This window comes from Arthrobacter sp. A2-55, assembly GCF_025548615.1.
Classification (GTDB): Bacteria; Actinomycetota; Actinomycetes; order Actinomycetales; family Micrococcaceae; genus Specibacter; species Specibacter silviterrae.
Genome location: NZ_JAJLOZ010000004.1, coordinates 68,746 through 93,840, shown reverse-complemented (window position 1 = coordinate 93,840; position 25,095 = coordinate 68,746). Strand labels below are relative to the sequence as shown.

The 25,095-nt window shown below is 66.8% G+C and carries 23 protein-coding genes; 1 reads left to right on the top strand and 22 read right to left on the bottom strand.

The features are described 5' to 3' along the window. Positions 1-48: 48 nt before the first annotated feature. The 22 genes from LPN03_RS02350 to dinB form a co-directional block, all read right to left on the bottom strand. Positions 49-966: an RluA family pseudouridine synthase gene (locus LPN03_RS02350; RefSeq protein WP_262452949.1), complete on the bottom strand. Its 918-nt coding sequence runs from the start codon at positions 964-966 to the stop codon at positions 49-51. After that, complete coding sequence (lspA, locus tag LPN03_RS02345; protein ID WP_262452947.1) at positions 959-1,609, bottom strand: signal peptidase II; 651 nt, start codon at positions 1,607-1,609, stop codon at positions 959-961. Before lspA ends, LPN03_RS02350 begins: the two co-directional genes overlap by 8 nt. A 123-nt stretch (positions 1,610-1,732) precedes the next feature. Further along, positions 1,733-2,416, bottom strand: coding sequence for a DivIVA domain-containing protein (locus tag LPN03_RS02340; RefSeq protein WP_262452945.1), 684 nt, complete (start codon positions 2,414-2,416; stop codon positions 1,733-1,735). Positions 2,417-2,560: 144 nt separating this feature from the next. Beyond that, positions 2,561-2,851 carry a YggT family protein gene (locus LPN03_RS02335; protein ID WP_165181212.1) on the bottom strand — a complete coding sequence of 97 codons (291 nt, stop codon included), beginning with the start codon at positions 2,849-2,851 and terminating at the stop codon, positions 2,561-2,563. Positions 2,852-3,003: 152 nt separating this feature from the next. Then, the gene (locus LPN03_RS02330) at positions 3,004-3,531 is read right to left on the bottom strand and encodes a cell division protein SepF (RefSeq protein WP_262452942.1); all 528 of its coding nucleotides are present in this window, start codon (positions 3,529-3,531) and stop codon (positions 3,004-3,006) included. 74 nt (positions 3,532-3,605) lie between these two features. Further along, the gene (locus tag LPN03_RS02325; RefSeq protein ID WP_262452940.1) at positions 3,606-4,364 is read right to left on the bottom strand and encodes a YggS family pyridoxal phosphate-dependent enzyme; all 759 of its coding nucleotides are present in this window, start codon (positions 4,362-4,364) and stop codon (positions 3,606-3,608) included. Positions 4,365-4,414: 50 nt separating this feature from the next. Then, positions 4,415-5,215, bottom strand: a complete 801-nt coding sequence (locus tag LPN03_RS02320) for a polyphenol oxidase family protein (protein WP_262452975.1) — start codon at positions 5,213-5,215, stop codon at positions 4,415-4,417. Between the two features lie 45 nt (positions 5,216-5,260). After that, the gene (gene ftsZ, locus LPN03_RS02315) at positions 5,261-6,436 is read right to left on the bottom strand and encodes a cell division protein FtsZ (RefSeq protein ID WP_165181215.1); all 1,176 of its coding nucleotides are present in this window, start codon (positions 6,434-6,436) and stop codon (positions 5,261-5,263) included. Between the two features lie 235 nt (positions 6,437-6,671). After that, entirely contained in the window at positions 6,672-7,856 is a 1,185-nt protein-coding gene (locus LPN03_RS02310) for a cell division protein FtsQ/DivIB (protein ID WP_262452937.1), read from the bottom strand. Then, on the bottom strand, positions 7,849-9,321 hold the full coding sequence (gene murC, locus LPN03_RS02305) for a UDP-N-acetylmuramate--L-alanine ligase (protein ID WP_262452936.1): 1,473 nt from the start codon (positions 9,319-9,321) through the stop codon (positions 7,849-7,851). The genes LPN03_RS02310 and murC overlap by 8 nt, the downstream gene beginning before the upstream one ends. After that, positions 9,318-10,457 (bottom strand): UDP-N-acetylglucosamine--N-acetylmuramyl-(pentapeptide) pyrophosphoryl-undecaprenol N-acetylglucosamine transferase, encoded by a 1,140-nt coding sequence (locus tag LPN03_RS02300; protein WP_262452934.1) that lies wholly within the window; start codon positions 10,455-10,457, stop codon positions 9,318-9,320. Before LPN03_RS02300 ends, murC begins: the two co-directional genes overlap by 4 nt. Then, on the bottom strand, positions 10,454-11,704 hold the full coding sequence (ftsW, locus tag LPN03_RS02295; protein WP_262452932.1) for a putative lipid II flippase FtsW: 1,251 nt from the start codon (positions 11,702-11,704) through the stop codon (positions 10,454-10,456). The genes LPN03_RS02300 and ftsW overlap by 4 nt, the downstream gene beginning before the upstream one ends. Further along, positions 11,704-13,290 carry a UDP-N-acetylmuramoyl-L-alanine--D-glutamate ligase gene (gene murD, locus LPN03_RS02290; protein ID WP_410468547.1) on the bottom strand — a complete coding sequence of 529 codons (1,587 nt, stop codon included), beginning with the start codon at positions 13,288-13,290 and terminating at the stop codon, positions 11,704-11,706. The genes ftsW and murD overlap by 1 nt, the downstream gene beginning before the upstream one ends. Next, a complete protein-coding gene (mraY, locus tag LPN03_RS02285; RefSeq protein WP_262452929.1) occupies positions 13,272-14,384 on the bottom strand; it encodes a phospho-N-acetylmuramoyl-pentapeptide-transferase in 1,113 nt (370 codons plus the stop codon). The genes murD and mraY overlap by 19 nt, the downstream gene beginning before the upstream one ends. Next, a complete protein-coding gene (locus tag LPN03_RS02280; RefSeq protein ID WP_262452928.1) occupies positions 14,381-15,955 on the bottom strand; it encodes a UDP-N-acetylmuramoyl-tripeptide--D-alanyl-D-alanine ligase in 1,575 nt (524 codons plus the stop codon). Before LPN03_RS02280 ends, mraY begins: the two co-directional genes overlap by 4 nt. Positions 15,956-15,961: 6 nt before the next feature. After that, a complete protein-coding gene (locus LPN03_RS02275) occupies positions 15,962-17,650 on the bottom strand; it encodes a Mur ligase family protein (RefSeq protein ID WP_410468546.1) in 1,689 nt (562 codons plus the stop codon). Positions 17,651-17,672: 22 nt separating this feature from the next. Then, the gene (locus LPN03_RS02270; protein WP_306986448.1) at positions 17,673-19,478 is read right to left on the bottom strand and encodes a peptidoglycan D,D-transpeptidase FtsI family protein; all 1,806 of its coding nucleotides are present in this window, start codon (positions 19,476-19,478) and stop codon (positions 17,673-17,675) included. A gap of 90 nt (positions 19,479-19,568) precedes the next feature. Beyond that, complete coding sequence (locus LPN03_RS02265) at positions 19,569-20,264, bottom strand: hypothetical protein (protein ID WP_165181222.1); 696 nt, start codon at positions 20,262-20,264, stop codon at positions 19,569-19,571. Next, positions 20,261-21,259, bottom strand: coding sequence for a 16S rRNA (cytosine(1402)-N(4))-methyltransferase RsmH (gene rsmH / locus LPN03_RS02260; RefSeq protein WP_262452926.1), 999 nt, complete (start codon positions 21,257-21,259; stop codon positions 20,261-20,263). The genes LPN03_RS02265 and rsmH overlap by 4 nt, the downstream gene beginning before the upstream one ends. A gap of 257 nt (positions 21,260-21,516) precedes the next feature. Further along, positions 21,517-21,954: a division/cell wall cluster transcriptional repressor MraZ gene (gene mraZ, locus LPN03_RS02255; RefSeq protein ID WP_165181224.1), complete on the bottom strand. Its 438-nt coding sequence runs from the start codon at positions 21,952-21,954 to the stop codon at positions 21,517-21,519. Positions 21,955-22,449: 495 nt separating this feature from the next. After that, entirely contained in the window at positions 22,450-22,815 is a 366-nt protein-coding gene (locus tag LPN03_RS02250) for a DUF3040 domain-containing protein (protein WP_165181225.1), read from the bottom strand. A gap of 284 nt (positions 22,816-23,099) precedes the next feature. Next, the gene (gene dinB / locus LPN03_RS02245) at positions 23,100-24,275 is read right to left on the bottom strand and encodes a DNA polymerase IV (RefSeq protein WP_262452971.1); all 1,176 of its coding nucleotides are present in this window, start codon (positions 24,273-24,275) and stop codon (positions 23,100-23,102) included. Positions 24,276-24,508: 233 nt separating this feature from the next. Between dinB and LPN03_RS02240 the strand changes: the two genes are divergently transcribed. Then, positions 24,509-25,075 carry a hypothetical protein gene (locus tag LPN03_RS02240; protein ID WP_262452924.1) on the top strand — a complete coding sequence of 189 codons (567 nt, stop codon included), beginning with the start codon at positions 24,509-24,511 and terminating at the stop codon, positions 25,073-25,075. Positions 25,076-25,095 lie beyond the last annotated feature (20 nt).

Sequence of the window (25,095 nt, the reverse complement as noted above, 5' to 3'; positions counted from 1 at the left end):
AACCGGGAGGCCACGAAAGGTGATGGAGCGTCAGTGGGGTCGGGAGGGTTAGCCCCGCAGAGCCTTCAGGGCATATTCCAGGTCCTGCGGATACGGGCTGGTCACGTCCACCCGCTCCCCCGTTGAAGGGTGGGTGAAGCCAAGCTTATGGGCATGCAGCCACTGGCGCGTCAAGCCCAGTTCAGCAGCCAGCTTTGGGTCCGCACCGTAGGTCAGGTCCCCTGCACACGGGTGCCGCAAGGCGGAAAAGTGCACGCGGATCTGGTGGGTGCGCCCTGTTTCAAGGTGGATTTCCAGCAGCGAGGCCTTCCCGAACGCCTCGAGCACCTCATAGTGCGTGACGGACGGGCGCCCGTCCTCGATGACGGCGAAACGCCAGTCGTAGCCGGGGTGGCGGCCGATGGGTGCGTCAATGGTGCCCTGCAGCGGATCGGGAAGTCCCTGAACCACGGCATGGTAAATCTTCTCCACGGTGCGGTCCCGGAATGCCTGCTTGAGGACCGTGTACGCATGTTCCGTCTTGGCAACCACCATGGCACCCGAGGTGCCGACGTCGAGCCGGTGGACAATGCCCACGCGTTCCTGCGCGCCGGAGGTGGAAATCCGGAAACCCGCCGCGGCAAGTCCGCCCACCACTGTGGGTCCCACCCAGCCCGGCGAGGGGTGCGCAGCCACGCCAACAGGCTTGTCGACGACCACAAAGTCGTCGTCGTCCAACAGGATGTTCAATCCATCCACCGGCTCCACCACTACGGCCAAAGGGTCCGGCCGTTCCGGAATGGTCACCTGGACGCTGGCGCCTGCACGGAACTTCTCCGACTTGCCAACGACCGCGCCGTCCTGACGCACATTTCCTTCCGAGCACAGCAGGGCGGCCGCCGACCGGGAGATGCCCAACAGCTGTGCCAGCGCCGCGTCAACGCGCATCCCGGCAGCTTCCTCGGGCACGGTAAACGTCTCAGTCATCAGAAGACTCCCCCCGTTCCACCTCGGGGCCGGCCTCCTCGGCTTTGGCGGCATCCGCTGCGGCCTTGGCCTTGGCCGCTGCCACAGCCGCACGTCCGCCCAGCGGCACACCGATCAAGGTCAGCAGGCAAATGGTGATGACTCCCCCCACCACACCCATGTCCGCCATGTTGAAAATGGCAAAGTGCGGGAAGGAAATGAAGTCGACCACGTGGCCCATGCCGAACGACGGCGGACGGAACAGTCGGTCTGTCAGGTTGCCCAAGGCGCCGCCAAGCAACAGACCCAGGCCGATGGCCCACCACGCCGAACCGATGCGACGGGCCAGAACCACGATGAACACGGCGACTGCGGCCATGACGAGGGTAAAGAACCAGGTGAAGCCCTCGCCGATGGAAAAGGCGGCCCCTGAATTCTTTATGAAATACCACTGCAGCACGCCGGGGATGACAGGGGTGGTTTGGCCCTCCACCATGGTCGAGGTGACCCACAGCTTGGTCAGCTGGTCGCAAACATAGGCAAGGGCGGCAAAGCCCAGCCAGGTCCACAGGAAGCCCCAGCGGAGAGGTGGCCGCCCCGCCGCGACCTGGTCGGTTGCGTCTTCAGGGCCGCTGGAAGGGTGCTGCTGGGAGTTCTCGCTCATGGTTCTTTCATTACGTCGGGCCTGCAGGACATATCAATAGTAGGGCGTTAACGGGCAAAGGGCGGCGGTGCGGGTATCCCCACACCGCCGCCCCGAATCCTGGGAGCCAGGACTGGATGCGTCCTAGGACTCGGATCCGCCGTCGGCGAAGTCCGGCGCAGCCACGGAGCCGCGGGCATCGAGGTCGCGGAGCTGGCCTTCGATGTACGTCTTCAGGCGCGAACGGTAGTCGCGCTCAAAGCCGCGCAGCTGCTCAACCTTGCGCTCGAGCACCGAACGCTGCTGCTCCAGGGCACCGAGAGTCTTGCGGCTCTTCTCCTGGGCGTCGTTGACCAAGGAGCTGGCCTCGATCTGGGCCTCGGCAATGATCTTGTCGCGCTGTTCCACACCGGCATTGACGTATTCGTCGTGCAGCTTCTGCGCCATGGCCAGGACGCCGGCAGCGGATTCCACGCCAGTCGCGGCAGCAGGTGCAGGTGCAGCAGCGGCAACCGGGGCAGCCTCGACCACGGGAGCAGCCGGGGTAGCAGGCTTGGCCGGGGCGGCCTCGACTACAGCTTCCTTGACGGGCTCAGCAGCCGTTTCCGGTACCTTCTCAAGCAGCGGTGCGGGAGCTGCGGGGGCAGCCTGGACATTTGATGTGTTGTCGGCAAGTTTCTTGCGCAGCTCGTCATTTTCCTGGTGCAACCGGCGCAGTTCAACGACGATCTCGTCAAGAAAGTCGTCCACTTCGTCCTGGTCGTAGCCTTCACGGAACTTGGTCGGCTGGAACCGCTTGTTGACAACATCTTCTGGCGTAAGCGCCATCTAGTCACCTCATTGGTCTTAGTGAGTTGGGAGCGGGCCGAAGCCATCCCAACTACGGTACCGAATACAAATCAAGCGATCTGCACTTGGGTTCTATCGCTTTTACAATATAACTTTTCAGCGGCGAAAACTAACGACGCGGCACTATATTGCCAAATTCCTTGTGACACTCATCCCAATGCCCACAACCACCAACAGCAGCAGGAAGCCAATGTCCAGGGCCACGTTGCCGATCCGCAGGGGCGGAATCATGGCGCGCAGCCTGCGCAGGGGCGGATCCGTCAGCCGGTAAATCACTGAGGCGCCCACCAGTGCGGCGCCACGCGGACGCCAGTCCCGGGCGAATACCTGGATCCAGTCAAAGACCATTCGCAGCAATAACGCCAGAAAGTAGAGCAGAAGCAGGATGTAGAGAAGAGCGAAAACAATTGGCACGCGCGCGGACACATTCCCTAGTCGAAGGATGAAACAAAAACAACCGGCCCAATGAATATTCGGTTCCACCGAGCTTTAACTGACACCCTATATAACGCATTGCCCGGGCACAAAGTGCCCGGGCAATGACAATTCGTTCCGGCGGACCGCAGCTAGCTCTGGTTGAAGAAGCTGGCCTGGGTGTCAGAGAGCTTCTTGTCGTCGCCCAGGACTTCAATATAGGACGGCGAGAGCAGAAAAACCTTGTTGGTGACGCGTTCGATGGAACCGCGCAGGCCGAAGACAAGTCCGGCGGAGAAGTCCACCAACCGCTTGGCGTCTGCCTCGCCCATGTCCGTGACATTCATGATGACCGGAATGCCGTCACGGAAGCTCTCGCCAATGATTTTCGCGTCATTGTAGGAGCGTGGGTGAACAGTGGTGATCTGACGCAAACTTGCAGCCTCTTCCCGATTCGATGCGGCCCGCTTGATGGGGGTTACCGGGGCCCGGTATTCTTCGTCGCCGGCCTTGGGCGCGGCAGTTTCGGCCACGGCGGCCGGCGCGGGAACGGCCTCCCGTTCAAACTCCACGGCAGCGTTGGCTGCCTTGTGGACCGGCGGTGCCTGCTCAGCGTCGTAGTGCTCGTCACCGTCGGCGAGCCCAAGGTAGATCATTGTCTTGCGCAGAGCGCCAGCCATGGTTAGCTCCTCATCAGTCTGCTTGCTGCGGGTGGGATTTACGGGCATGCACGTTGTTGCCAACACCCAAAACGCTACAGCACGCGGGGACGGGCACCGAGTATATCGGAACCGACACGCAGGTGTGTCGCCCCTGCGGCCACGGCCTGCTCCAGGTCCCCGCTCATCCCGGCGGAAATGGCGCCCGCGCCGGGATGGGCGGCCACCACCCTGGCTGAAATTTCAGCGAGCAGGCCAAAGGCCGGTGCCGGGTCGGCACCCAGGGGCGCCACGGCCATGACGCCGGCCAGCCTGAGCCCGTCCGTGGCAGCCACCAGCTCGGCCAGCCTGTCAACGTCCGACGGCGCCGCCCCACCCCGCGCGCCCGGCCCGCCTTCCGCTGTGGTCCCGGAGGTGCCGCCCGCACTTTGGGAGAGGTCCACCTGGATGAAGCATTCCAGGGCGGCCCGGCCGTTCAGGTCCTGCTGCGCATCCATGGCACGGCCCAGGGCCTTGACCAGCTGCGCCCTGTCGATGGAGTGGACGGAATGGGCGTAGCGGGCCACTGACTTGGCCTTGTTGCTTTGGAGCTGTCCAATGAAGTGCCAGCGCACGCCCGGTTCGGCCACGAGGTCCGCCTTGGCTGCGGCTTCCTGGTCCCGGTTCTCCCCCACGTCCGCCACGCCGAGCCCCACCAGCCTGCGGACGTCCGTCGCCGGGTGGAACTTCGTCACCACGATCAAGGCCGGCGGGGCTTCCGGACGCCCGGCGGCTTCGGAGGCCAGCCGGATCCGTTCACCGACCGCGGCCAACCTTTCCTGGAGTTGGCGGGTGCGGGCATCCAAGGTGGTCATGGCTGGGGTTCCTTCTGGCGGATCGGTGGTGCGGGAGCCGGACGGCAGCTTCAGGGCTGTGGTGCTGTGCCGGTTGTCGAAGCGGGTGCGGCCATGGCGGCAAAGCCGATGAAGCGGCCCTCGGCCTCCCCGTCACGGACGGCCCGTCGGTGGGAGTAGAACTGGTGGTGCTCAAGGGTGCATGCGCCCACGTTGCGGGCAGCCACTCCGGCAGCCGCCAGCCGGGCCGCTACGGCGGCGGGGAGGTCCAGTGCAGGCGTCCCCCACGACGTGGTGGCGTGCGCGGCCGGCTCAACCAGCGAGACTGCGGCACTCATGTCCTCAGGCACCTCGTAGCATCGGCCGCATACGCTGGGGCCGATCCAGGCCCGCAGGTCCAATGCCCCGGCGCCACGGAGGGCGGACACGGTAGCGGCGATGATGCCCTTTTCCACACCGGGGCGGCCGGCGTGGGCGACTCCCACCACGGGCTTCCCGCCGGAGGTGGTCCCAACAAGCACCACAGGAACACAGTCGGCGACCATGACGGCAAGGCTGGCCGACAGCGAAACCAGGCCGTCCGCCGTCGGGCCGCGGGGCGGGAACGCCGGCAGTGGCGCGGGGCCGCCTATGACGGCGACGGCGGCGCCGTGGACCTGGTCCATGTACTGCAGGTGCAGCGGCACGGGCGAGCCCACCAGCGCAGTCAGCCCGGCGTCAACGGCGGCGCGGTGCACTGCCACGCGCCGGGGATCGTCCCCGACGTGAAAGGCCAGGTTACCCGCGGTGGTGTCGCTGAAGCCCACCCACACCCCGGGGATGGCTTCTTCGGCAAACCACGCAAGGGACTGCGGGGGCTGCACGGGCGGCATCGACTGCACGGACAATCTGGCCTTTCACGGCTGGACGGGCGGGAACTACTTCAGGAAGTCCGGCACGTCGAGCTCATCGGCGTGGTGTCCGCTCAGGTCGGGCTCGACGATGGCGGGCAGTTCCACGTCAAAGCCGCCGTCGGCGGGAACGTGGCTGGCAGGCTGCTGGCCCCACTGGTTCAGGTTCGTCACCGTGGCGCTGGAGGACGGCACGGCGGCCGGGACGGGAGGTGCGGCAGGGGCCGCCGCCTGCTCCGGCGCCGAGAGCTGGTTGTCCGGGGTGTCGAAGCCGGCGGCAATGACGGTGACCCGGGCCTCGTCGCCCAGGGCGTCGTCGATGACGGCGCCGAAGATGATGTTGGCTTCCGGGTGGGCCACTTCCTGCACCAGGCGGGCAGCTTCGTTGATCTCGAACAGGCCCAGGTCGGAGCCGCCCTGGATGGACAGCAGCACGCCATGGGCGCCGTCAATGGAAGCCTCCAGCAGCGGGGAGGCGATGGCGAGCTCGGCCGCCTTGACGGCACGGTCCTCGCCGCGGGCGGAGCCGATGCCCATGAGGGCCGAGCCCGCACCCTGCATGACGGACTTGACGTCGGCGAAGTCAAGGTTTATCAGGCCCGGGGTGGTGATGAGGTCGGTGATGCCCTGGACGCCGGAGAGCAGCACCTGGTCGGCGGAACGGAATGCGTCAAGGACCGAGACGTTGCGGTCGCTGATGGAGAGGAGGCGGTCGTTCGGGATGACGATGAGCGTGTCAACCTCGTCGCGCAGGGCCTCGATGCCGTTGTCGGCGCTCGTGGCGCGCCGGCGGCCTTCAAAGGTGAAGGGGCGCGTGACCACACCGATCGTCAGCGCGCCAAGGGTGCGCGCAATGCGGGCCACAACGGGCGCGCCGCCGGTGCCGGTGCCGCCGCCCTCGCCGGCCGTTACGAAGACCATGTCGGCCCCGCGCAGGACCTCCTCGATCTCCTCCTGGTGGTCCTCCGCAGCCTGGCGGCCGACGTCGGGGTTGGCGCCTGCACCCAGGCCGCGGGTCAGCTCGCGGCCGACGTCGAGCTTGACGTCCGCGTCGCTCATCAGCAGCGCCTGGGCGTCCGTGTTGATGGCAATGAATTCAACGCCGCGCAGGCCCACGTCAATCATCCGGTTCACTGCATTTACGCCGCCGCCGCCGATGCCGACGACCTTGATGACGGCCAGGTAATTCTGGGGTGCTGCCACGTTACGTGTCCCTTGTTCGTTTCTTGCTGTAAGTTCCATGGGTGCTGCTGGCGCCACCGCGGTTCAAGCTGCACTTGAACCTTGGTAGCTTAACCTTCAACTTGAAGGTTATAGTTATGTCAACCAACTCTTGTCAGTGACGCTATGGTGCATCGGTGCCGCATGCAATAACCGCCCCCGCGTGTCGTGCGAATCCGGCCAAAAAACCTTGGGGTGGCACCGGTTCGCACCCCCTCTAGCGTGTCACAGGATAGCGCGGCGTGCTGACGTCGTACACCTGGACGGGTGGCGGGGCCGGCTTTCCCGGATCCACGGTGGGTGCCGGGGCGTCGATGAGGGCCTGCAGGACCTGTGCCTTCAGCTCCATGTCCGCTGCGTTCCCCCACACCACGGTCTTTCCGTCCACCATCTGAAGTTCGACGGCGTCGGGAGACTTTGCGGTGGCGCTGGCCAGCCGGCCCAGCACCGATTTCGGCAGGGTCGCCAGGACTGCGGTCATGGCACTGAAGGTGTCCTTTGAGACGGCGGCCAGGCCCCCGTCAATGAGCGGAAGGCCTGCCGAGGCGGCATCCTTGGCGGTGCCAAGTTCCACGCCGTCCTGGTCCACCATGACGAAGCCGCTGCCGTTCTTCAGCAGGGCCACGGGGACCCTTTCCACCACCTGGACCAGCAGGGCCGAAGGGGGCTGTGCCTCGATGCGCGAACTCTTGACCTGCGGCACCTTCGCCAGCAGCCTGTCTACGTCCTGCTGCGTCACCTGGGGCAGGGGCGTGCCAACCAGCGGGGCAAGTGCTGTTTGCAGCGTCTTCTCCGCCACCAGCTTGCGCCCGTCAATGTGGATGGTCCGAACGGCCAGGACCGGCGAAAACAACGCCACCACCATGACGATGGCCAGGACGGCCGCCACGGCAGAAAAGGCAATCCAGGCACGCCGACGGCGCTTCTTGTGGGCGGGCGTGGGAAAGGCCAGGACTGTCGCGCCGGCGCCGCGGCCAGTCGATGTGCCGGATTTCTTCTTCCCGCCCTTTTCAGGTTTGCCGTCCGGGACCGGGCCGGCGTCCTTGGCAGGGCGTTTCGCGCGCGCGGCGAAATCCACCACGGGGCGTCCGGGCGCCTTCGCCGGCGCGGTTTTGGCCGTCGCGGTTTTGGCCGTCACGGTTTTGGCAGGTGCGGCTTCGCGAGGTGCCGTTTTGACAGGTGCATCAGGTTCCAGCGGCGTGACAGTCACCTTGCTGCTGGTGGGCCTGGCCGCCTGCGTGTTGCCGCCCGCCGTGGCGGCGGAGGGCGTAGCCGCGGCAACGTGGCCGCCGTCGGGCTCGGGCCCTGAATTCGGCCCCGGACCGGCACCCGCGGGGGCGCCGCCGTCGGGCCCTGTGGCGGGCCGGGTGCGGATGATGCGGGGGCGGCGCGGCTCAGCCATGCTGCCCGCCGTTAGCGGGTGAGGTCCCGGGAGCCGCAGCGGGACCGGCCTGCAGGGCCGCCACCAGTGCCGGGCCGTAGGCCGTGACATCACCCGCGCCCACCGTCAGGATCAGGTCCCCGGGGGCAGCGGCGGCAGCAAGCGCCGCCACGGCTGCCGCAGGGTCCGGCCAGTAGCCGCGGGGCGCGGCAAGGCGGCGGGTGATCAGCGTGCTGTCCACCCCTGGAATGGGGTCTTCACGGGCGGGGTAGATGTCCAGCACGGCCACGGTGTCCGCCAGGTCCAGGGCCCGGGCAAACTCGGCGGCGAATTCCCGGGTCCGGGAAAACAGGTGCGGCTGGAACAGCACGTGGACCTTGTGTCCGGCAGCCACGGTGCGGGCGGCCTTGAGGGCCGCGGTGACCTCCGTGGGGTGGTGTGCGTAGTCGTCAAACACCCGCACCCCGCGCCCCTCCCCCTTGGACTCGAATCGGCGGGCGGCACCGCTGAACGTGGCCAGTGCGGCCAGCGCGGCATCGACGTCAACACCCAACTCCAGCGCCACGGCCACGGCGGCTGCGGCATTGCGGATGTTGTGGTCCCCGGGCACCTGCAGGTGAAGGGGCACGCTGCGGGAGGCGGTGCCGGCGGGCGGCAGGAGCAGCGTGGTGTCCGTGGCCAGCCCCTCCCCCGAGCCAGCCACTATGCGCAGCTCCGCCGCATCGCTGAAGCCGTAGCTCAGGGTGCGCTTTCCGGAAGCCGCAGCCCGGGCAGCCAGAGCGGCCGAACCGGCGTCGTCGGCGCAGGCAACCAGCAGCCCGTCCGCCGGCAGCAGGGACACAAAGGAATCAAAGGCGGCGAAGACCGCCTCGGGAGTGCCGTAGTGGTCCAGGTGGTCGGCTTCCATGTTGGTGACCACGGCAATCCGCGGCCGGTAGTTCAGGAAGGAGGCATCCGATTCATCCGCTTCGGCCACGAACACCGGGGCGCTGCCGTGCGCCGCGTTGACGCCCAGGCCCTGGACGGTGCCGCCCACGGCGAAGGAGGCGTCCACCCCGGCGCCGCGGAGCATCACGGTGATCATGGAGGTGGTGGTGGTTTTGCCGTGGGTGCCGGCAACAGCCACCACGGTGTCCTGGGCCATGGCCGCCGCCAGCGCCTGGGAGCGGTGGAGCACGCGCAGGCCGGCCGCCCTGGCCGCCGCCAGTTCAGGGTTGGCCTCGCGGATGGCGGTGGAGACCACCACGGTGTCCGCGCCGGCCACATTGGCGGCATGGTGCCCCACCTGGACGGAGGCGCCGAGACCGGCCAGCGCGGCGAGCCCGGCCGAATCCTTGGCGTCCGATCCGCTGACGGGCACGCCCCTGCCCAGCATGATGCGGGCAATGGCGGACATTCCCGCCCCGCCCATGCCGATGAAGTGCACCCTGCCCAGTTCAGCCAGGGTGGGGGCCTCATAAGGTGTTGCTGCCGATGTTTGTGTCACTGTTGCTGCCACTTTCCGCTTGCCGCCAAAACCATGTCCGCCATGCGCTCCGCGGCGTCCCGGATGCCCAGCCCCGCCGCCCGTGAGGACATGCCGGCCAGCCGCTGCGGGTCCAGGCACAGCGGGACCACATTCGCCTCGATCCAGGCAGCGTTGAGCTGCGCATCGGGCACCAGCAGCGCTGCGTCCGCAGCCACCAGTCCTGCCGCGTTGCGGGCCTGCTCGCCGTTGCCCACGGGAAGGGGAACAAACACGGCCGGAAGCCCGACGGCGGCCACCTCGGACACTGTCCCCGCGCCGGAGCGGCACAACAGCAGGTCTGCCGCGGCATAGGCGTCCTCCATGGCGTCCACGTACTCCAGCTGGCGGTAGCGGGGGGCGGTGAGGGGGCCGCCGTCGTCCGCCATGACAGCCTTGCCGCGGCCGGTGATGTGCAGGGTCTGGATGCCGGCGCCGGCCAGCGCCTCCAAGGCCCCGGCCAGGGCCGTGTTCAGGTGCAGGGCCCCGAGTGAGCCGCCCGTGACAATCAGCGTGGGGGCTTCGGCGTCCAGGCCCAGCCGTTCGCGGGCACCGGCGCGCGCCGCAGCGCGGTCAAGCCCGGACACGGCCGCTCGCATGGGCATGCCCACCAGCTGCCCGCCGCGGATCTTGGTGGCGGCAAAGGCGGTCCCCACGTGCGCGGCGTAGCGGGCGCCGACCTTGTTGGCCAGCCCGGCCTTCGTATTGGCCTCGTGCACCACGATGGGCACGCCGAGGTGCCTGGCGGCCAGGTACATGGGCGTGCACACGTAGCCACCCACCCCCACCAGCACGTCCGCCCCGGCCTCGGTCAGGACGCGCCTGCCGTCGGCAATGGCCGCGCGCATGCGCCCGGGCAGTTTCAGCAGCTCCGGCGACGGCCTGCGCGGCAGCGGTATCCGGGCGATGGTGGCCAGTTCATGGCCCGCGGCCGGCACCAGGCGTGTTTCCAGGCCGTCTGCCGTTCCCACGGCCAGAATGGCGGTCTCCGGAACGGCCCGGCGGACGGCCGCGGCGATGGCCAGCAGCGGGCTGACGTGGCCGGCGGATCCGCCGCCGGCCAGCACCACGGAAAGGGGGCCGCCCGGGCGGGAGACGGCGTTTGCTGTATTCGTCATGAAGAAATCGATGCGCTTTCTGCTTCAGCGTCGCTTGCGGGGTCGGTGCGGGCAAAGGACAGCACCACGCCGATTCCCGCCAGCACCATCACCAAGGCACTGCCGCCGTAGGAAATCAATGGCAGTGGAACACCGATCACTGGCAGGAGCCCGGCAACCATGGCTATGTTCACGAAGGCCTGGCCGATGATCCAGGCCAGGATGGACCCGCACACCACCCGGGCGAACGTGTCGTTGCGCTTCATGATGACGCGGAAGAAGGCGAAGGCCAGCACTCCATAGAGGGCAATGATGACCAGCGTGCCCAGCAGGCCCAGCTCCTCGCCGAGAATGGCAAAGATGAAGTCGTTGTGGGCTTCGGGGATCCAGCTCCATTTTTGCCGGCTCTGCCCCAGCCCCACGCCAAACCACCGGCCCGACGCCAGCGCGTACAGCCCGTTTTGCGCCTGGTCGCACAGGCCCTGGCCGTCGCTGCAGTTGCCCAGCCAGCCGGAGAGCCGTGCCGTCCTGTTGCCGCTGAAGGCGGCCATGGCCACGGCGGCAGCCACCCCGACGCCCACCGCGCCAATCAGCACACGCTTGCTGCCGCCGCCAAAATACAGCCCGGCACCGATGACGGCCATGACAATGACGGAGGTGCCGAGGTCATGCCCCAGCAGGATCAGCAGCACCAGGATGCCGCCCACGGGCACCACGGGCAGCAGCGTGTGCCGCCAGTCCGCCATGAGCCGGCCCTTGCGGGACAGGACCAGGCCCATCCACAGCGCCAGCGCCAACTTGGCGGCCTCGGAGGGCTGGAACTGGATGGAGTTGCCGAAGTTGATCCAGTTCCTGTTGCCGCCGATGTTCACACCCAGCGGGGTGAAGACAACCAGCATCAGCAGGAGCGCCGACAGGCCCAGGGCGGGCCAGGCCATCTTCTTCAGGCCCGACGGCGGCACGAAGGACAGGACCATCATGAGCACCAGCCCGAAGCCGGCAAACATGGACTCCTTGATGAACAGGGAGTAGGGGTCAATGCCGGCCGAAATCGATTCGGCGGCCGATGCGGAGAGCACTGTCATGAGCCCCACCGCGGTCAGTGCCACAGTGGTGGCGATGATCCAGTAGTAGGAGGCGCTGGGCCGTCCGGACAGGGCATTGACCCTGTTGCGGACGCGCTTCCAGCGGCTGGTGGCGGTGCGGGCGGGCCCGGACGGGGGCGCCACTTTGGGGGCGGTGCCCCTGGTTGCCGGCGTAGTGGCCACTATGACTCCTTGTTGGCGCTCGCCCGTCGTTCCAACAGCTCCCGCACGGCGTTGATGAACGACTGGCCTCGGTGGGCGTAGGACGAAAACTGGTCCATCGACGCTGATGCCGGTGCCATGAGCACGGTGTCGCCGTCTTCCGCCAGCTGGGCGGCGGCGGCAACGGCCTGCGCCATGACGGCATCCCCGAAGATGGGCGTTTCGGCCACGCCTTCCCTGCCAGTGTGCCCCTTGTCCGTCTCAATGACGGGCACATCGGGTGCGTGTCGCGAAAGGGCGCCGGCCAGGGCCGAGGAGTCCTCCCCGATCAGGACCACTGCCTTGAGCCGGCCCGCATGGGCGCTGACCAGTTCGTCATATTCGACACCCTTGGACAGGCCCCCGGCAATCCAGATGACGGGCTTGAAGGCGGAGAGGGAGGCCGCGGCTGCGTGCGGGTTGGTGGCCTTGGAATCGTTGACCCACAGGACCCCGCCGGAGGTGGCCACGGGCTGGATCCGGTGGTCCCCGCTCTCGTAGGCGATGAGGCCGTCGCGCACATTTTCCGGCGTGAGCCCGTACGCCCGCACCAGCGCCGCCGCGGCGGCCGCGTTGGCCACGAGGTGCCGGGGCACCAGCTCGGAAATGTCGCTGACATGGGCCAGTTCGACGGCGGAGTCCTTGCGTTCGGCAATGAAGGCCCGGTCCACGATGAGCCCCTCCACCACGCCCACCATGCTGATGGCCGGCAAGCCGGTGGTGAAGCCCACGGCACGGCAGCCTTCGCGGACGTCGGCCTCTTCCACCATGCGTTCGGTCTCGATTTGTTCGGCGTTGTAGACGCAGGCCGCCTTGGTGTTGGCGTAGACCTTGGCCTTGTCAGCCGCATAGGCGTCGAAGCTGCCGTGCCAGTCCACATGGTCCTCGGCCAGGTTCAGGCACGCGCTGGCCACCGGTTCCAGGGACTGGATCCAGTGCAGCTGGAAGGAGGAGAGTTCCACGGCCAGGGCGTCGTAGCCTTCCGGATCGCGCACGGCGTCCAGGATGGGCGTGCCGATGTTCCCCGCGGCGATGGCGCGCAGCCCGGCGGCCTGGAGCATCAGTTCCACCATGGTGGTGGTGGTGGTTTTTCCGTTGGTGCCGGTGATGGTGATCCACTCCGCGGTTTTGCGTCCCTCGCGGGTGCGCACGCGCCAGGCCAGTTCCACGTCGCCCCAGATGGGGATGCCGGCGTCGGCTGCGGCAGCCAGCAGAGGGTGGCTGGGCCGGTAGCCGGGGCTCGTGACCACCAGTTCGGCCGGTTCACCGCCCACCAGCGGCAGCACGGTGGAGGATTCCCGGCCCAGGATGACGTCCTCAACCCCCACAATGCGAAGGGTGTCGGCGGCGCGCCGGGACTCGTCGTCGTGCGAGGAGGCCACCACCACCACGCGGGCGCCCAGCTCGGCGAGGGTGTCGGCCACGGAGAAGCCTGTCTTCGTGATGCCGGTGACCACCACGCGGAGCCCGGCCCAGTCGGCGTCCCAGCTGGTGAGGCCGGCCAGGCGGCCTGCCCCGGCGGCGGCGGTGGAGGCGGGTGCAGTGTGTGTCACAGTCGGACAATCCATTCAGCGTAAAAGGCGCCCAGCCCCACGGCCACCATGAGCCCGGCCAGGATCCAGAACCTGACCACCACGGTGACCTCGGCCCAGCCCTTGAGTTCAAAGTGGTGTTGCAGGGGTGCCATCAGGAACACCCGGCGGCCCTTGGACAGCTTGAAGAAGCCCACCTGGATGATGACGGAGAGGGTGATGAGGACAAAGAGCCCGCCGATGATGAACAGCAGGATTTCCGTCCGGGAGAGGATGGCAAAGCCGGCCATGGCCCCGCCGATGGCCAGCGATCCCGTGTCCCCCATGAAAATCTTGGCCGGTGAGGTGTTCCACCACAGGAACCCGATCAGCGCGGCAAACATGATGACGGCGACAAGGGAAAGGTCCAGCGGGTCGCGGACTTCGTAGCACACGGTTTCAGCGGGCACCTTCCGGCCGCCGCAGCCCTGGCTGGTCTGCCACAGGCCAATCAGGGTGTAGGCGCCAAAGACCAGGATGGCGGCACCCGTGGCGAGCCCGTCCAGGCCGTCGGTGAGGTTCACGCCGTTCGTGGTGCCGGCAATGATCAGGTTGGACCACAGGACAAACAACACCACACCCAGCCCGGCACCGGCAAAGGCCAGGTTGAGGGAGGGGATGTCGCGGGCGAAGGAAATGAAGGTGCTGGCGGGCGTCTTGCCGGAGCTGTCGGGGAAGCCGAGTGCCATGACGGCAAAGGCAATGCCCACCACGGCCTGCCCGGCCAGCTTGCCCTTGGCGTCCAGGCCAAGGCTGCGCTGGTTGGAAATCTTTAAAAAGTCGTCCAGGAATCCCACCAGGCCCTGGCCCAGCATGAGGAAGATCATGAGCAGCCCGGATGCGGTGGGCCCCTGCGAATTGGGGTTCAGGAGCCAAATGATCAGGTGGGTGATGAAGTAGGAAAGGACCACCGCGCCGACCACCACGGTGCCGCCCATGGTGGGGGTGCCGCGCTTGATCTGATGGGTGGTGGGGCCGTCATCGCGGATGATCTGCCCGTACCCCTTTTTGACCAGGAGCCGGATGAACAGGGGCGTGCCGACCATCGAGAGGGCCAGTGCCAGTCCGGTGCCAATAAGCAATGCAATCACGGCTGAGGGGTCCTTTCGCCGGGGTTTTTTTGAACATTACTCTGGACTGTGCCCTGAACCGTGCTCTGGTCGATTCCTGTGCCTGCGCCGCCCGCAGTTTCCGCCTTCCCCGAAGGCAATGCTATCCGATCCGCTGCCAGCAGGTCCCCGAGGAAGCGCAGGCCGGCACCGTTGGAGGACTTGACCAGCACGATGTCCCCGGGGGCCAGCTCGCGCAGCAACAGCTGGTGTGCGGCGTCGGCGTCCTGGACAAACATCGACTCGTCCCCCCATGAGCCCTCCATGACGGCGCCCACGTGCATGGAACGCGCGGGGGTGCCGACCACAATGAGCCTGGAAATGTTCAGCCGCACGGCCACCCGGCCCACGGCGTCGTGCTCCAGCACGGAATCGCTGCCCAGCTCCAGCATCTCGCCCAGGACGGCCCAGGTGCGGCGGGTTCCGCCGGCACCCAGCTCCGCCAGGGTGCGCAGGGCGGCCCGCATGGATTCCGGATTGGCGTTGTAGGCGTCGTTGATGATGGTGACGCCGTCCGGGCGGTCGGTGCGTTCCATCCGGTAGCGGCTGGCGGGCCCCTGGGCGCTGAGGGCTGAGGCAATGTCCGCGGGTGCGGCGCCTGCCGCGTGGGCGGCCGCGGCGGCAGCCAGCAGGTTCGCCACATGGTGCAGCCCCAGGAGCTTGCTGCTCACGGGGTGGCTTTCCCCGCTGCCGGGGAACACCAGGTCAAATTCCGGGTGGCCGCCGGTGGTGCGGACGTTGAGGGCGTTGACGACGCCGGCCCCTCCGGTGTGCGCGGAACCGCCGGCTTCGGCGCTGCTGAAGAAGGTGACGGGCGCACCGGCCCGGCGTGCCATGGCGCGGACCCGTGAATCATCGAAGTTCAAGATGGCAGTGCCGCCTGCGGGCAGCGCCTCCACGAGCTCGCCCTTGGCCGTGGCGATGTTGTCAATGGAGCCGAACTCACCGGCGTGGGCGCTCCCAACGCACAGCACTACGCCAATGTCGGGCTTGACGATCCCCGCCAGGTAACTGATCTGGCCCATTTTCGTGGCCCCCATCTCAATGATGAGGTGCCGGGTGGTCTCCACAGCGCGGAACACCGTCAGCGGCACGCCCACTTCCCCGTTGTAGGAGCCGACTGGTGCCACGGTGTCGCCCAGCTGTGACAACACACCGGCGAGCAGGTCCTTGGTGGTTGTTTTTCCGGCCGAGCCGGTGATGCCGATGACAGTCAGGGGCGAATGGGCCCGGATGCGGCGCACCACCTCGGCAGCCAAGAGGCCCATGGAGGCAACAGCGTCGGCCACGATGACCGCTGGAAAGGATCCTCCAGCGCCACGGGGCACCTCACGCTCCGACAGGGCCAGCACCGCCCCCGCGGTGAAGGCTGCGGCAATAAAGTCGTGCCCGTCGGCGTGTTCGCCGGCCTTGGCCACATACATGCTCCCGGGCGAGGCCTCGCGGGAGTCTGTGGTGATGAGGGCCACGTCAATGAGGCAGTTGGGGTCGGTTCCGGCTGACAGCCGTCCGTTGGTGTAATCGGCAATCTCGGCCGCTGAAAATTCAATCATCTCGGTTTATGACTCTATCCTGCCGGCTCCGGCGACGGGGAATCCATAGCGGGCCAGGGCCTGCTTCAGCTCCACCCTGTCGTCCAGGGCCACGTTGACGCCCTTGACTTCCTGGTGCACCTCATGGCCGCGCCCGGCCACCAGGATGGTGTCGCCGGGCCTGGCCAGCTCCACTGCGCGGTGGATGGCCGCCGCACGCTCCCCGTGCTCCTCGATGGTCCGGCCCAGCCCGAGGCGGGTGTTGGCCTCCACGGCACCGGCCAGGACCCCGGCCCGGATTCCTGCCGGCTCCTCGTCATGGGGGTCGTCGTCGGTGATGATGACAATGTCGGCGTTTTCGGCCGCGATGGCGCCCATGATGGGCCGCTTCGTCACATCCCGCTCCCCCGTGGCGCCGAAGACCACGATGACCCTGGAGCCGGGCTCGCCGGAGCGGATGGCCGCCAGCGCCAGCCGGAGCGCGTCGGGGTTGTGGGCAAAGTCCACCACGGCCACGGGCGCGGTGCCGACCAGCTGCATGCGACCCGGCACGTCGAGGGTGAAGGGGTCGCTTGCGTCGAGGGCCGCCTGCAGCACGCGGACGACGGCGGCGCGCCGGGTGCCGCCGTCGTCATGCGTGCCGCCGTCGTCCTTCTCGGTGAGGAGGTGCTCGGCCACCATGGCCAGGGCCAGGGCGGCGTTGGAGACATTGAAGCCGCCGGGCAGGCCGGTTTTTACGCGCAACTCCACTCCGCCGGGCCCGTGGAGTTCAAAGCGCGATCCCACGCCGATCCGTTCAATGCCGGCCACCCGCCAGTCGGCGGTTCCCCCCGGCAGCGTGGACAGGGTGGCAGCCGGCACGGTGGCCGTCTCAGCGAGCTTGCGCCCCCACGGCCCGTCCACCGTCACCACGGCGCGTCGGGCATGCTCCGGGGTAAACAGCTGCGCCTTCGCGGCAAAGTAGCCGTCCATGCCGCCGTGCAGGTCCAGGTGGTCCTGGGTCAGGTTGGTAAATCCGGCCACGTCAAAAACCACCGAATCAACCCGGCCAAAGGCCAGTGCATGGGAGGAAACCTCCATGGAGGCAGCGTCGAGTCCGCGTTCCGACATGACGGCGAGCAGGGCGTGGACGTCGGTGGACTCGGGGGTGGTGAGCTTGCTGGGGATGGGCTGGTCCCCGGCCAGGATCTCAATGGTGCCAATGAGCCCCGTGGCCTTTCCCAGGGCACGGAGCAGGGAGTTCAGGAAATAGGTGGTGGTGGTTTTGCCATTGGTGCCCGTGATGCCAAACATCGCCATGCCCGTCCCGCCGCCGGCCGGGTCCGTGCCATAGACGAGGGCAGCCACCGCACCGGTCACGGCCCGGGGGTCCGCACAGACAAGCACGGGAACACCGCAACCGTCCCCGACAAGGCGGGCGCCGGCGTCGTCCGTCAGCACGGCAACGGCACCGGCCGCGACAGCCTGGCGGGCAAAGGCTGCACCGTGCACATGGGCGCCTGGCAGGGCCAGGTAGAGGTCGCCCGGCAGGATGCTGCGCGAATCCAGGCTTGCGCCCGTCACCCACGTGGAGGAACCGCCCGCGGGCAGGCTGGCCCCGGCCGCGGAGGCAATTCGCTCCAGCGCCACGGGCACCTGGCGGGCGGGCCTCAGGGGCGGGGTGCGGTTCGGATTTTGGCCGGGGCCGGGCTGTTCCACTGGGTGAATTTCTTTCATGTTGTGTCGTGCTCTGCGCGGGTTACTTGTAGAACTGGGGAAGCTTGACGGACGGGGTGCTGGACGGCGGAACATCGTAGGTGCGCAGGACCTGGCCCATGACGTCGTTGAAGGTGTAGCCCTGGGTGACGCCGTAAATGAGTCCCTGCGGCTGCTGGACGGTCACGGCAACAACGTACTCGGGATTGTCCATGGGCGCCATGCCGATGAAGGAGGAGGTGTACCCGCTCAACCCGCCGTTGCTGGCCGGAGCCTCTGCCGTGCCGGTTTTCCCGCCCACCCGGTAGCCCGGGATCTTCACATCCGGGGCGTCACCCATGGTGGCGACGCTTTCCAGCATGTCCCGATCCTGCTGGGCCGTCTGGGGGCTGATGACCTTGATGCCCGGTGCCTGCGGAACCGTGGACACGGTGCCGTCCGCTGCGGTAAAGGAATCGATCAGCTGAGGCTTGAGCCGGACGCCGTTGTTGGCGATTGTCTGGTACACCATTGCTGTCTGCAGCGGTGTTTGGGCAACGCCCTGGCCGAACAGGATGGTGTATTGCTGGCGCACGTCCCATTTGTCCGGGGTGGCGAAAATGCCGGGGCTCTCGCCGGGCAGCGGGATGCCGGTGAGCTGGCCGATCCCGAACTTGCGCATGTTGTCATAACGTTCCTGCGGGGTCATCTTCTCCCCCGCCATGACCGTTCCCGTGTTGAGGGACTGGCCGATGATGCCGGCCAGGGTGCGCTGCTCAGTGCCGTGCGGGAATGCGTCGGTGAATGTTTCCCCGTCCACGGTGTAGGTGGGCGGCACCACGATGTGCGTCAGGGGGTTCATCAGGCCCTTGTCCATCACCCCGGACACCGTCATGATCTTGTCAGTTGAGCCGGGCTCGACGACGGCGCTTACGGAGCGTGCGCCGCGGTTGGCGGCGGCCGTCTTGCCCGGGTCGTTCGGGTCCACGGTGTCGGTGTCGGCCATCGCCACCACCTTGCCGGTCTTGACCTCAATGACCAGGATGGTGGCCCACTGGGCGCTGTATTTTTGCTTTTGTTCCTGGGCGGCCTGCTGGGCGTAATACTGGATGTCCTGGTTCATGGTCAGCTTGACCGTCTGGCCGTCCACGGCCGGGACGGTCCTGACGGGCGCGGTGGGGATGATGATCCCGTTCTTGCCGGCCTGGTAGGTGCGTGAGCCGTCCTTGCCGGTGAGCTTGTCATTCATGGTCAGCTCAATTCCGGCCAGCGGTGTGCCGTCCGAGCCCAGGAAGCCGACAATGTTGCCGCCCACTGAGCCGGCGGGGTAGACGCGCTTGGTTTGGGCCTGGGAATAGATGCCGGGCACGCCCAGGGCCGCCACCTGGCTCTCCACGGCAGGGCTGACGTCCTTGACGATGTAATTGAACGTCTTGTCGCCCGTGGCGGCCTTGGTGACCTGGTCAACGGGCAGCTTCAGCACGTCCGCCAGCTGCTGCAGCCCTTCGGCCCGGGTGTACGTCACCGTTTTTTGGCTGGCGGTGTCAACGTGCTTGTATTCCGGATACAGGGAGCTGTTGACCTGCGAAACCGTGATGTCATAGCGCAGGATGCTTTCGGCCAGCACCTTGCCGTTGGCATCCAGGATCTTTCCCCGCACGGCGGGCAGCTTTTGCACCACCGTCCGCTGGGTCTCGGCCGCTTCAGCCAGATGGCCTACATCCAGCCCCTGGATCATGACAAGCTTGCCCGCGATGACCAGGAGAAAGGCCAGCATGACGACGAAGCCAACACGCATCCGGCCCCGGCCCACCTTGTTCAAGCGGTGTGCAAGTGCACCGTTCGTTGGGTTTGGGGAGTCTTTTGCCACTGCGTTTCCTTGCTGCCTGTATGTATTGCCTGCTGGACGGTCCCCCCGCCTGCCGGGCGGCTGGTGCGGTCCGCCCGTGTCCCTCACACCTTAGCTGTGCTTTTGCCCCGGAGCGGGGATGGTGCCGCCATTGAGATCCGGTGCCGCGGCCGCCGGGGCAGCCGGGGCAGCCCCCAAAACAGCCTTGGGGGCATCCGTGCGGGAGGCCGCGGCGTCCTTGGCTGCTGCATCCTGGAGGGACGTGCCCGGGGCGGCGGCAGCGGCCGCGGCGGGCTGGGGTGCGTTCATGTTGGCCGGTGGAATGACCACCAGGCCCTTGGTGTCCGCCGACGCGGGCTGGGGGTTGCCTGTCACCTTCTTGGTGCGCACGTCAATCTGGCCGGTTGTGGCAGCCGGCACCATGCCCATGGCCGCAGCCTTGGCCACGAGGCTCTGTGGGGCAACACGTGCGGTCAGGTCAAGTTCCAGCGCCTGGTTGGACTTCTCCAGGTTGCTTTGCTGCGTCTTCAGGGCCACCAGCTCGTACTGTCCCTGGGACACCGAAACACTCATGACCAATACGGCCGACAGCGCCGCCACCACCAGCAGAAACAAGGAAACCACCAGCGGGGTCCGGTTCCGCCGCGGCACCGAGACCACCAGGGAAAGCGGGGTCCGGGGCCTTGCTGCCTTGGGAGCCGTTCCGCGGAGCGGGTTGCCCCCCTCGCGGTGGGGGTCCCCTCCTTGCAGCACTCGGGCATTGTTGCCGCTCGTGGCTGAAACCGTGCGGAATGCAAGCTGGCTCATGTGCGGTTCCTAACTTTCACTTTTTCCACTGCGCGAAGCCGCGCGGACGCGGCCCTGGGGTTTTCTGCAATTTCTTCTTCCGTGGGAATTTCGGTTCCCTTGGTCAGGCGCTTGAGGGTGGCCTTGTGCTCTTCAAGTTCCACGGGGAAGCCCGCCGGTGCCGAAGAACGTGACCCGGCGGCAAAAACAGCCTTGACGATCTTGTCCTCCAGCGAGTGGTAGGACATGACGACGGCGCGACCGTGCAGGCCCAGCGCATCGACCGCGGCGGGGACGGCACGCTCAAGCACGCTCAGTTCCTCATTGACTTCAATCCGCAGCGCCTGGAATGTTCGTTTGGCCGGGTGGCCGCCGGTGCGTGCGGCCCCGGCGGGGACCACGTTGCGGATGATGTCGACCAGTTCGCCGGTGTGCGTGAGGGGCTTCCTGTCACGGGCAGCAACGATGTGGTTGGCAATGCGGCCGGCAAACTTTTCCTCGCCCCACTTGCGGATGATCCGCACCAGGTCTTCTTCTGAATAAGTGTTGACGACGTCGGCCGCCGTGGGTCCGCGGCTGGTGTCCATGCGCATGTCCAGGGGTGCGTCAAAGGAGTAGGCGAATCCGCGTTCGCGCTCATCCAGCTGCAGGGAGGACACGCCAAGGTCCATGAGGATTCCGTCCACCTGCTGCACGCCGAGGTTGCCCAGCACTTCGGGGATCTCGTCGTACACGGCATGCACCAGGTCGGTGCGGGCGGAGAAGGGTGCCAGGCGGGCCCCGGCCAGGCCAAGTGCCTCGGTGTCCCTGTCGATGCCTATCAGGTGCAGCTCGGGGAACCGCTGGAGCATGGCCTCGCTGTGCCCCCCCATGCCGAGCGTGGCGTCAATAACGAAGGGGGTGCGCCCCTCCTGGAGGGCGGTGTCGAAGGCGGGAGCCAGGAGGTTGATGCAGCGGTCCTTGAGAACGGGTGTGTGGCGGGCTGAGGTGGGTGGCGTGGGAACTTCCGACGTCATCACGCCTCCATTTCCGATAAGTACCTTGATGTCCGGATTGCCTGGTCTGCGGTCAGTGCTCGATCAGTGGGTGGCCGCCGTTCTTAAACCAGCTCCCCCTCCGCGCCGGGCCTGTCCCGCCTGGCTCCGGGGAAGGTGAGCCAGGATTGACACTGCCGGGCGGCTGGAGACCTCATTCAAGAAAGTCCGTGCCGCGCCATGGTTCAAACCCATGTCGTGTGGTGCTGGTGGTGCATGGAGCTGATGTTGCGTGCTGCCTATTGCGCTTTTGTGCCGGGGACGGCGTCTTCATCCATTTCCGCAAACGCCTTTTCCTGTTCCGCCAAGTACTCGGTCCAGGCCTTGGCATCCCAAATCTCCGCACGGTTGCCGGCCCCAATGACCACCAACTCCCGGTCGAGACCTGCGTAGGCGCGAAGTGTGGCCGGAATGGTCACACGCCCTTGTTTGTCGGGAACTTCATCAGATGCCCCGGAGAGAAGGATGCGGCCATAGTCGCGTGCCTGCCGATTTTGCATCGGTGCACCCACCATGTCCGCATGGACCTTTTCAAATTCCCTGGCACTGAAGACGTAAATGCAGTGTTCCTGCCCCTTGGTCAGGACAAGTCCACCGGCCAATTCCTCCCGGAATTTGGCGGGAAGGATGAGCCGGCCCTTTTCGTCGAGGCGCGGTGAGTGTGTTCCCAGAAACATCCCCCACCGCCCTCTCCCCCAAGGTCTTTCGAGCTACCCTTCACCATTTCCCTCTTACGCGCTCCACATTACTCCACAATCCTCCACCGTCAACGACATGGCGCGCCAATTGGCCCGCGTGTCGGCAGCCGGATCCTTGCCATAGCAGGGAAGCAGACGCCTTTGCCGGGGTGGAGGGAAATTTTCGCGGCCGGCCGCATTTCCCCCCGGGCTCGCCGCACTGCCGCGCCCCGCCCGGCCGCGGGGCCCGTTTGGGGCGCAATATTGGGTCCGGACGGCCGCCGGTGGTGGAAAGTGGAGGGCCGGCGCACGGAAGGCCAGGGGCGCCCCGGGCGGCAACAGGTCCTGTTAAACGCAAAAAGGCCCTCGAAGGGACCTTTTGGGGATATCGATGTCGCCTCGAGGGGCCGTCACACGGCGCCGCGCGACAAGAATCACGTCATCCGGCAGCCCACAGCCGGGGCTGCCCGGTGCTGATCAGGATGCCAGGCTCAGCTACTGCTCGCGGCGGCGTTCTTCCCAACGCTCCTCGAGGTTGCTCATGAAGCCGCTCTTCTGCTTTGACCCGGATTTTGCGGGGGCCGTCGGGTCACCGCTGAACTTGGGCCTTGACACCGCGAAGTACACACCTGCGCCCATGATCAGGAACCCGAGGATTCCCACCACGATCTGCGACAGCGCAACGCCACCAAGCAGAACCATGATGCCGACGATCAGGACGAGAACGCCGATCACAATGTGCCGGGTGGACAGCGAGTGGGCCGGGTCCGATGCCAGTGCATTGGCAAATTTCGGGTCCTCGGCATGCAGTTGCTGCTCCAGCTGGTCAAGCAGTCTTTGCTCGTGCTCAGAGAGGGGCATGACGACCTCCTTCAGGTCAGGGCCATGGGCGTCTTAACTCGTTAACGCCCTTGGTGTCCCATTTAGTTCCCCACGGTGGAAACCGGACAAAAAATGCCCCGGTCTCCGCAGGGTGCCAACGGGGTCTAGGACCGTTGCCGAGCGAACTCCCACTACTAACAATAGGCTTGATTTTGTGGAACTGAAACCCGGCGGTGTGCATGGAGTTCCGTACTGTCAAAAAGTAATTTGGCTAACACCGGATGGGCCGCATTTTCGGTGATTTTCGCGGTTTCTGCAAGCCATTATCGCGGGCCCGGCCCCTGCTTTTTTTGCCGGCTTGCCAGCAGCCTGGCCGGCACCACCGTGGCGGCGCCGAATTTGGCGGCGATGGCGTCGCCGGCCACTTCGGCATTTCGCCCGTTGTCATCCCGCCGGTCCAGGCTGAACTGCAGCGGTGCGGTCTCGATGGATTCCAGGGATTCCACCCTGACGCCGATCAGGCGGACGCTTTGGGGGCGGGTCCCCAGGGCGCGCAGGAGCGCCACGGCACCGGCGTAAATCTGGCCAGCACTGTCCAGGCCGGCCCCCATGGACTTGGAGCGGCTGATGGTGGAAAAGTCGGAGTACTTGATTTTCAGGGCCAGGGTCCGCCCGGCAAGGTGCGATTCGCGCAGCCGCGCCGCCACACGGTGTGAAAGCCGGAGCAGTTCCCGGGTGAGGACGTCGTCGTCGAACGTGTCAACGGCGAAGGTCTCCTCCGCGCCTATGCTTTTCTCCGTCCGCACCGGTGTGACCGGCCGGGGATCGATCCCCCACGACAGCTGGTGGAGGGCCCGGCCGCCGGCTCCGAGCGTCTTTTGCAACACGCCAACAGGGGTGGCCGCCACATCCGCCACCGTGAAGATGCCCAGCCGCTGCAGTGTTTCCAGCGTCCTGGCCCCCACCCCCCACAGCGCCTGGACGGGCAGGGTGTGCAGGTATTCCACCGTGCGGTCCCTTTCAATGAGCAGCATGCCGTCCGGCTTGCACCGCGTGGAGGCGATCTTGGCCACGAACTTGGAGGATGCAATGCCCACTGAGGCAGTGATGCCGAGGTCGGCGGCCACGCGGCGGCGCACCAGCGCACCAATTTCCAGTGGCGTGCCGAGCCGCCGGAGGGCGCCTGCCACGTCCAGGAAGGCCTCGTCTACGCTAAGAGGTTCCACGGTGTCGGTGATGGAGTTGAAGAGTTCCATGACCTGCGCCGACACCTCCTGGTACAGGCCGTGCCGCGGGTTGATGACGACGGCGGTGGGCGCCATCCGCATGGCCGTCGCCATGGGCATGGCGGACCTCACACCGAACTTGCGGGCTTCGTAGGACGCGGACAGGACCACTGAACGGCCCTCCGGGAAGCCGACAATCACGGGCCGGCCCTTCAGCTCCGGCCGCTGGCGCAGCTCGACTGAGACAAAAAATGCGTCCATGTCCACGTGCATGATGGTGCACCCGGACTGGTCCAGCACCCTGCCGGCCTGGTCCCGGCGCAGCGCCGATTCACCCGCCCCGGGCTCTGCCCGGGCGGGGCGCATGGCCATACGGCGAGGTTGCTGCTCCACACTTCAAGTGTAGTGAAGGGCCCTGACACAGTGGCCCCGGCAATTCCACCCACCGCCCGCAGGTAAACTGGTCTGGATCCATTGCACCGACCCCGGCAGCTAAGGAAATCGCCATGATCACCGCCAGCACCCAATGCGCGTCCGCCTTGGCCCCGCGGCTGTCGCACCTTTCGGCCGTCGCGGCCGTGGCCGCCGTCGTGCTTCTTTCCGGCTGCTCCGGGGCCCCGGTTTCGCCGTCGTCGTCCGCACCGGGTTCCACCACTGCCACCAGTGCGGCCTCCGGCCCGGCCACCACCGCGGCCGCCAGCACCGATGCCAGCGCACAGCCCACGGTGGAATCCGCCGTCAATGAACTGGTGGCCGGCTTCCCGTCCACGCTCATTCCCCTCATGAAGGGTGCACAGGTCCAGGCATCAAGCCTGCAACGGAGCACCCCTTTGTCCGTCGCGTCCCTGACCGCCACGATCACGGCCAAGCCCGCCGACGTCCTGGCGTATTACACCAAGGTCTACACGGGCCAAAAGTTTACGGCCCTCCCCGGGGATGCGGTGGATGGCACGCCCTCGAAGACATTTGTGCGCGGCGCGGGGCAGGAGAATGTGGTGGTCAGCGTTGTCCAGACCGGTTCCACGTCCACGGTTACCGTTGGCGCCAACGTATTGCCGGCGTCCCTGAAGTAACCCCGAACACTTTTCCCGAT

Coding starts and splice junctions, on each gene's coding strand:
- LPN03_RS02275 (WP_410468546.1), bottom strand. CDS start 17,650: ATGAAAGAAATTCACCCAGTGGAACAGCCCGGCCCCGGCCAAAATCCG.
- LPN03_RS02250 (WP_165181225.1), bottom strand. CDS start 22,815: ATGCCCCTCTCTGAGCACGAGCAAAGACTGCTTGACCAGCTGGAGCAG.
- LPN03_RS02265 (WP_165181222.1), bottom strand. CDS start 20,264: ATGAGCCAGCTTGCATTCCGCACGGTTTCAGCCACGAGCGGCAACAAT.
- LPN03_RS02330 (WP_262452942.1), bottom strand. CDS start 3,531: ATGGCTGGCGCTCTGCGCAAGACAATGATCTACCTTGGGCTCGCCGAC.
- dinB (WP_262452971.1), bottom strand. CDS start 24,275: ATGCACGTGGACATGGACGCATTTTTTGTCTCAGTCGAGCTGCGCCAG.
- LPN03_RS02320 (WP_262452975.1), bottom strand. CDS start 5,215: ATGCCGCCCGTGCAGCCCCCGCAGTCCCTTGCGTGGTTTGCCGAAGAA.
- LPN03_RS02340 (WP_262452945.1), bottom strand. CDS start 2,416: ATGGCGCTTACGCCAGAAGATGTTGTCAACAAGCGGTTCCAGCCGACC.
- LPN03_RS02280 (WP_262452928.1), bottom strand. CDS start 15,955: ATGATTGAATTTTCAGCGGCCGAGATTGCCGATTACACCAACGGACGG.
- murD (WP_410468547.1), bottom strand. CDS start 13,290: ATGGATTGTCCGACTGTGACACACACTGCACCCGCCTCCACCGCCGCC.
- rsmH (WP_262452926.1), bottom strand. CDS start 21,259: ATGACGTCGGAAGTTCCCACGCCACCCACCTCAGCCCGCCACACACCC.
- LPN03_RS02300 (WP_262452934.1), bottom strand. CDS start 10,457: ATGACGAATACAGCAAACGCCGTCTCCCGCCCGGGCGGCCCCCTTTCC.
- LPN03_RS02310 (WP_262452937.1), bottom strand. CDS start 7,856: ATGGCTGAGCCGCGCCGCCCCCGCATCATCCGCACCCGGCCCGCCACA.
- LPN03_RS02350 (WP_262452949.1), bottom strand. CDS start 966: ATGACTGAGACGTTTACCGTGCCCGAGGAAGCTGCCGGGATGCGCGTT.
- lspA (WP_262452947.1), bottom strand. CDS start 1,609: ATGAGCGAGAACTCCCAGCAGCACCCTTCCAGCGGCCCTGAAGACGCA.
- LPN03_RS02240 (WP_262452924.1), top strand. CDS start 24,509: ATGATCACCGCCAGCACCCAATGCGCGTCCGCCTTGGCCCCGCGGCTG.
- LPN03_RS02325 (WP_262452940.1), bottom strand. CDS start 4,364: ATGACCACCTTGGATGCCCGCACCCGCCAACTCCAGGAAAGGTTGGCC.
- mraZ (WP_165181224.1), bottom strand. CDS start 21,954: ATGTTTCTGGGAACACACTCACCGCGCCTCGACGAAAAGGGCCGGCTC.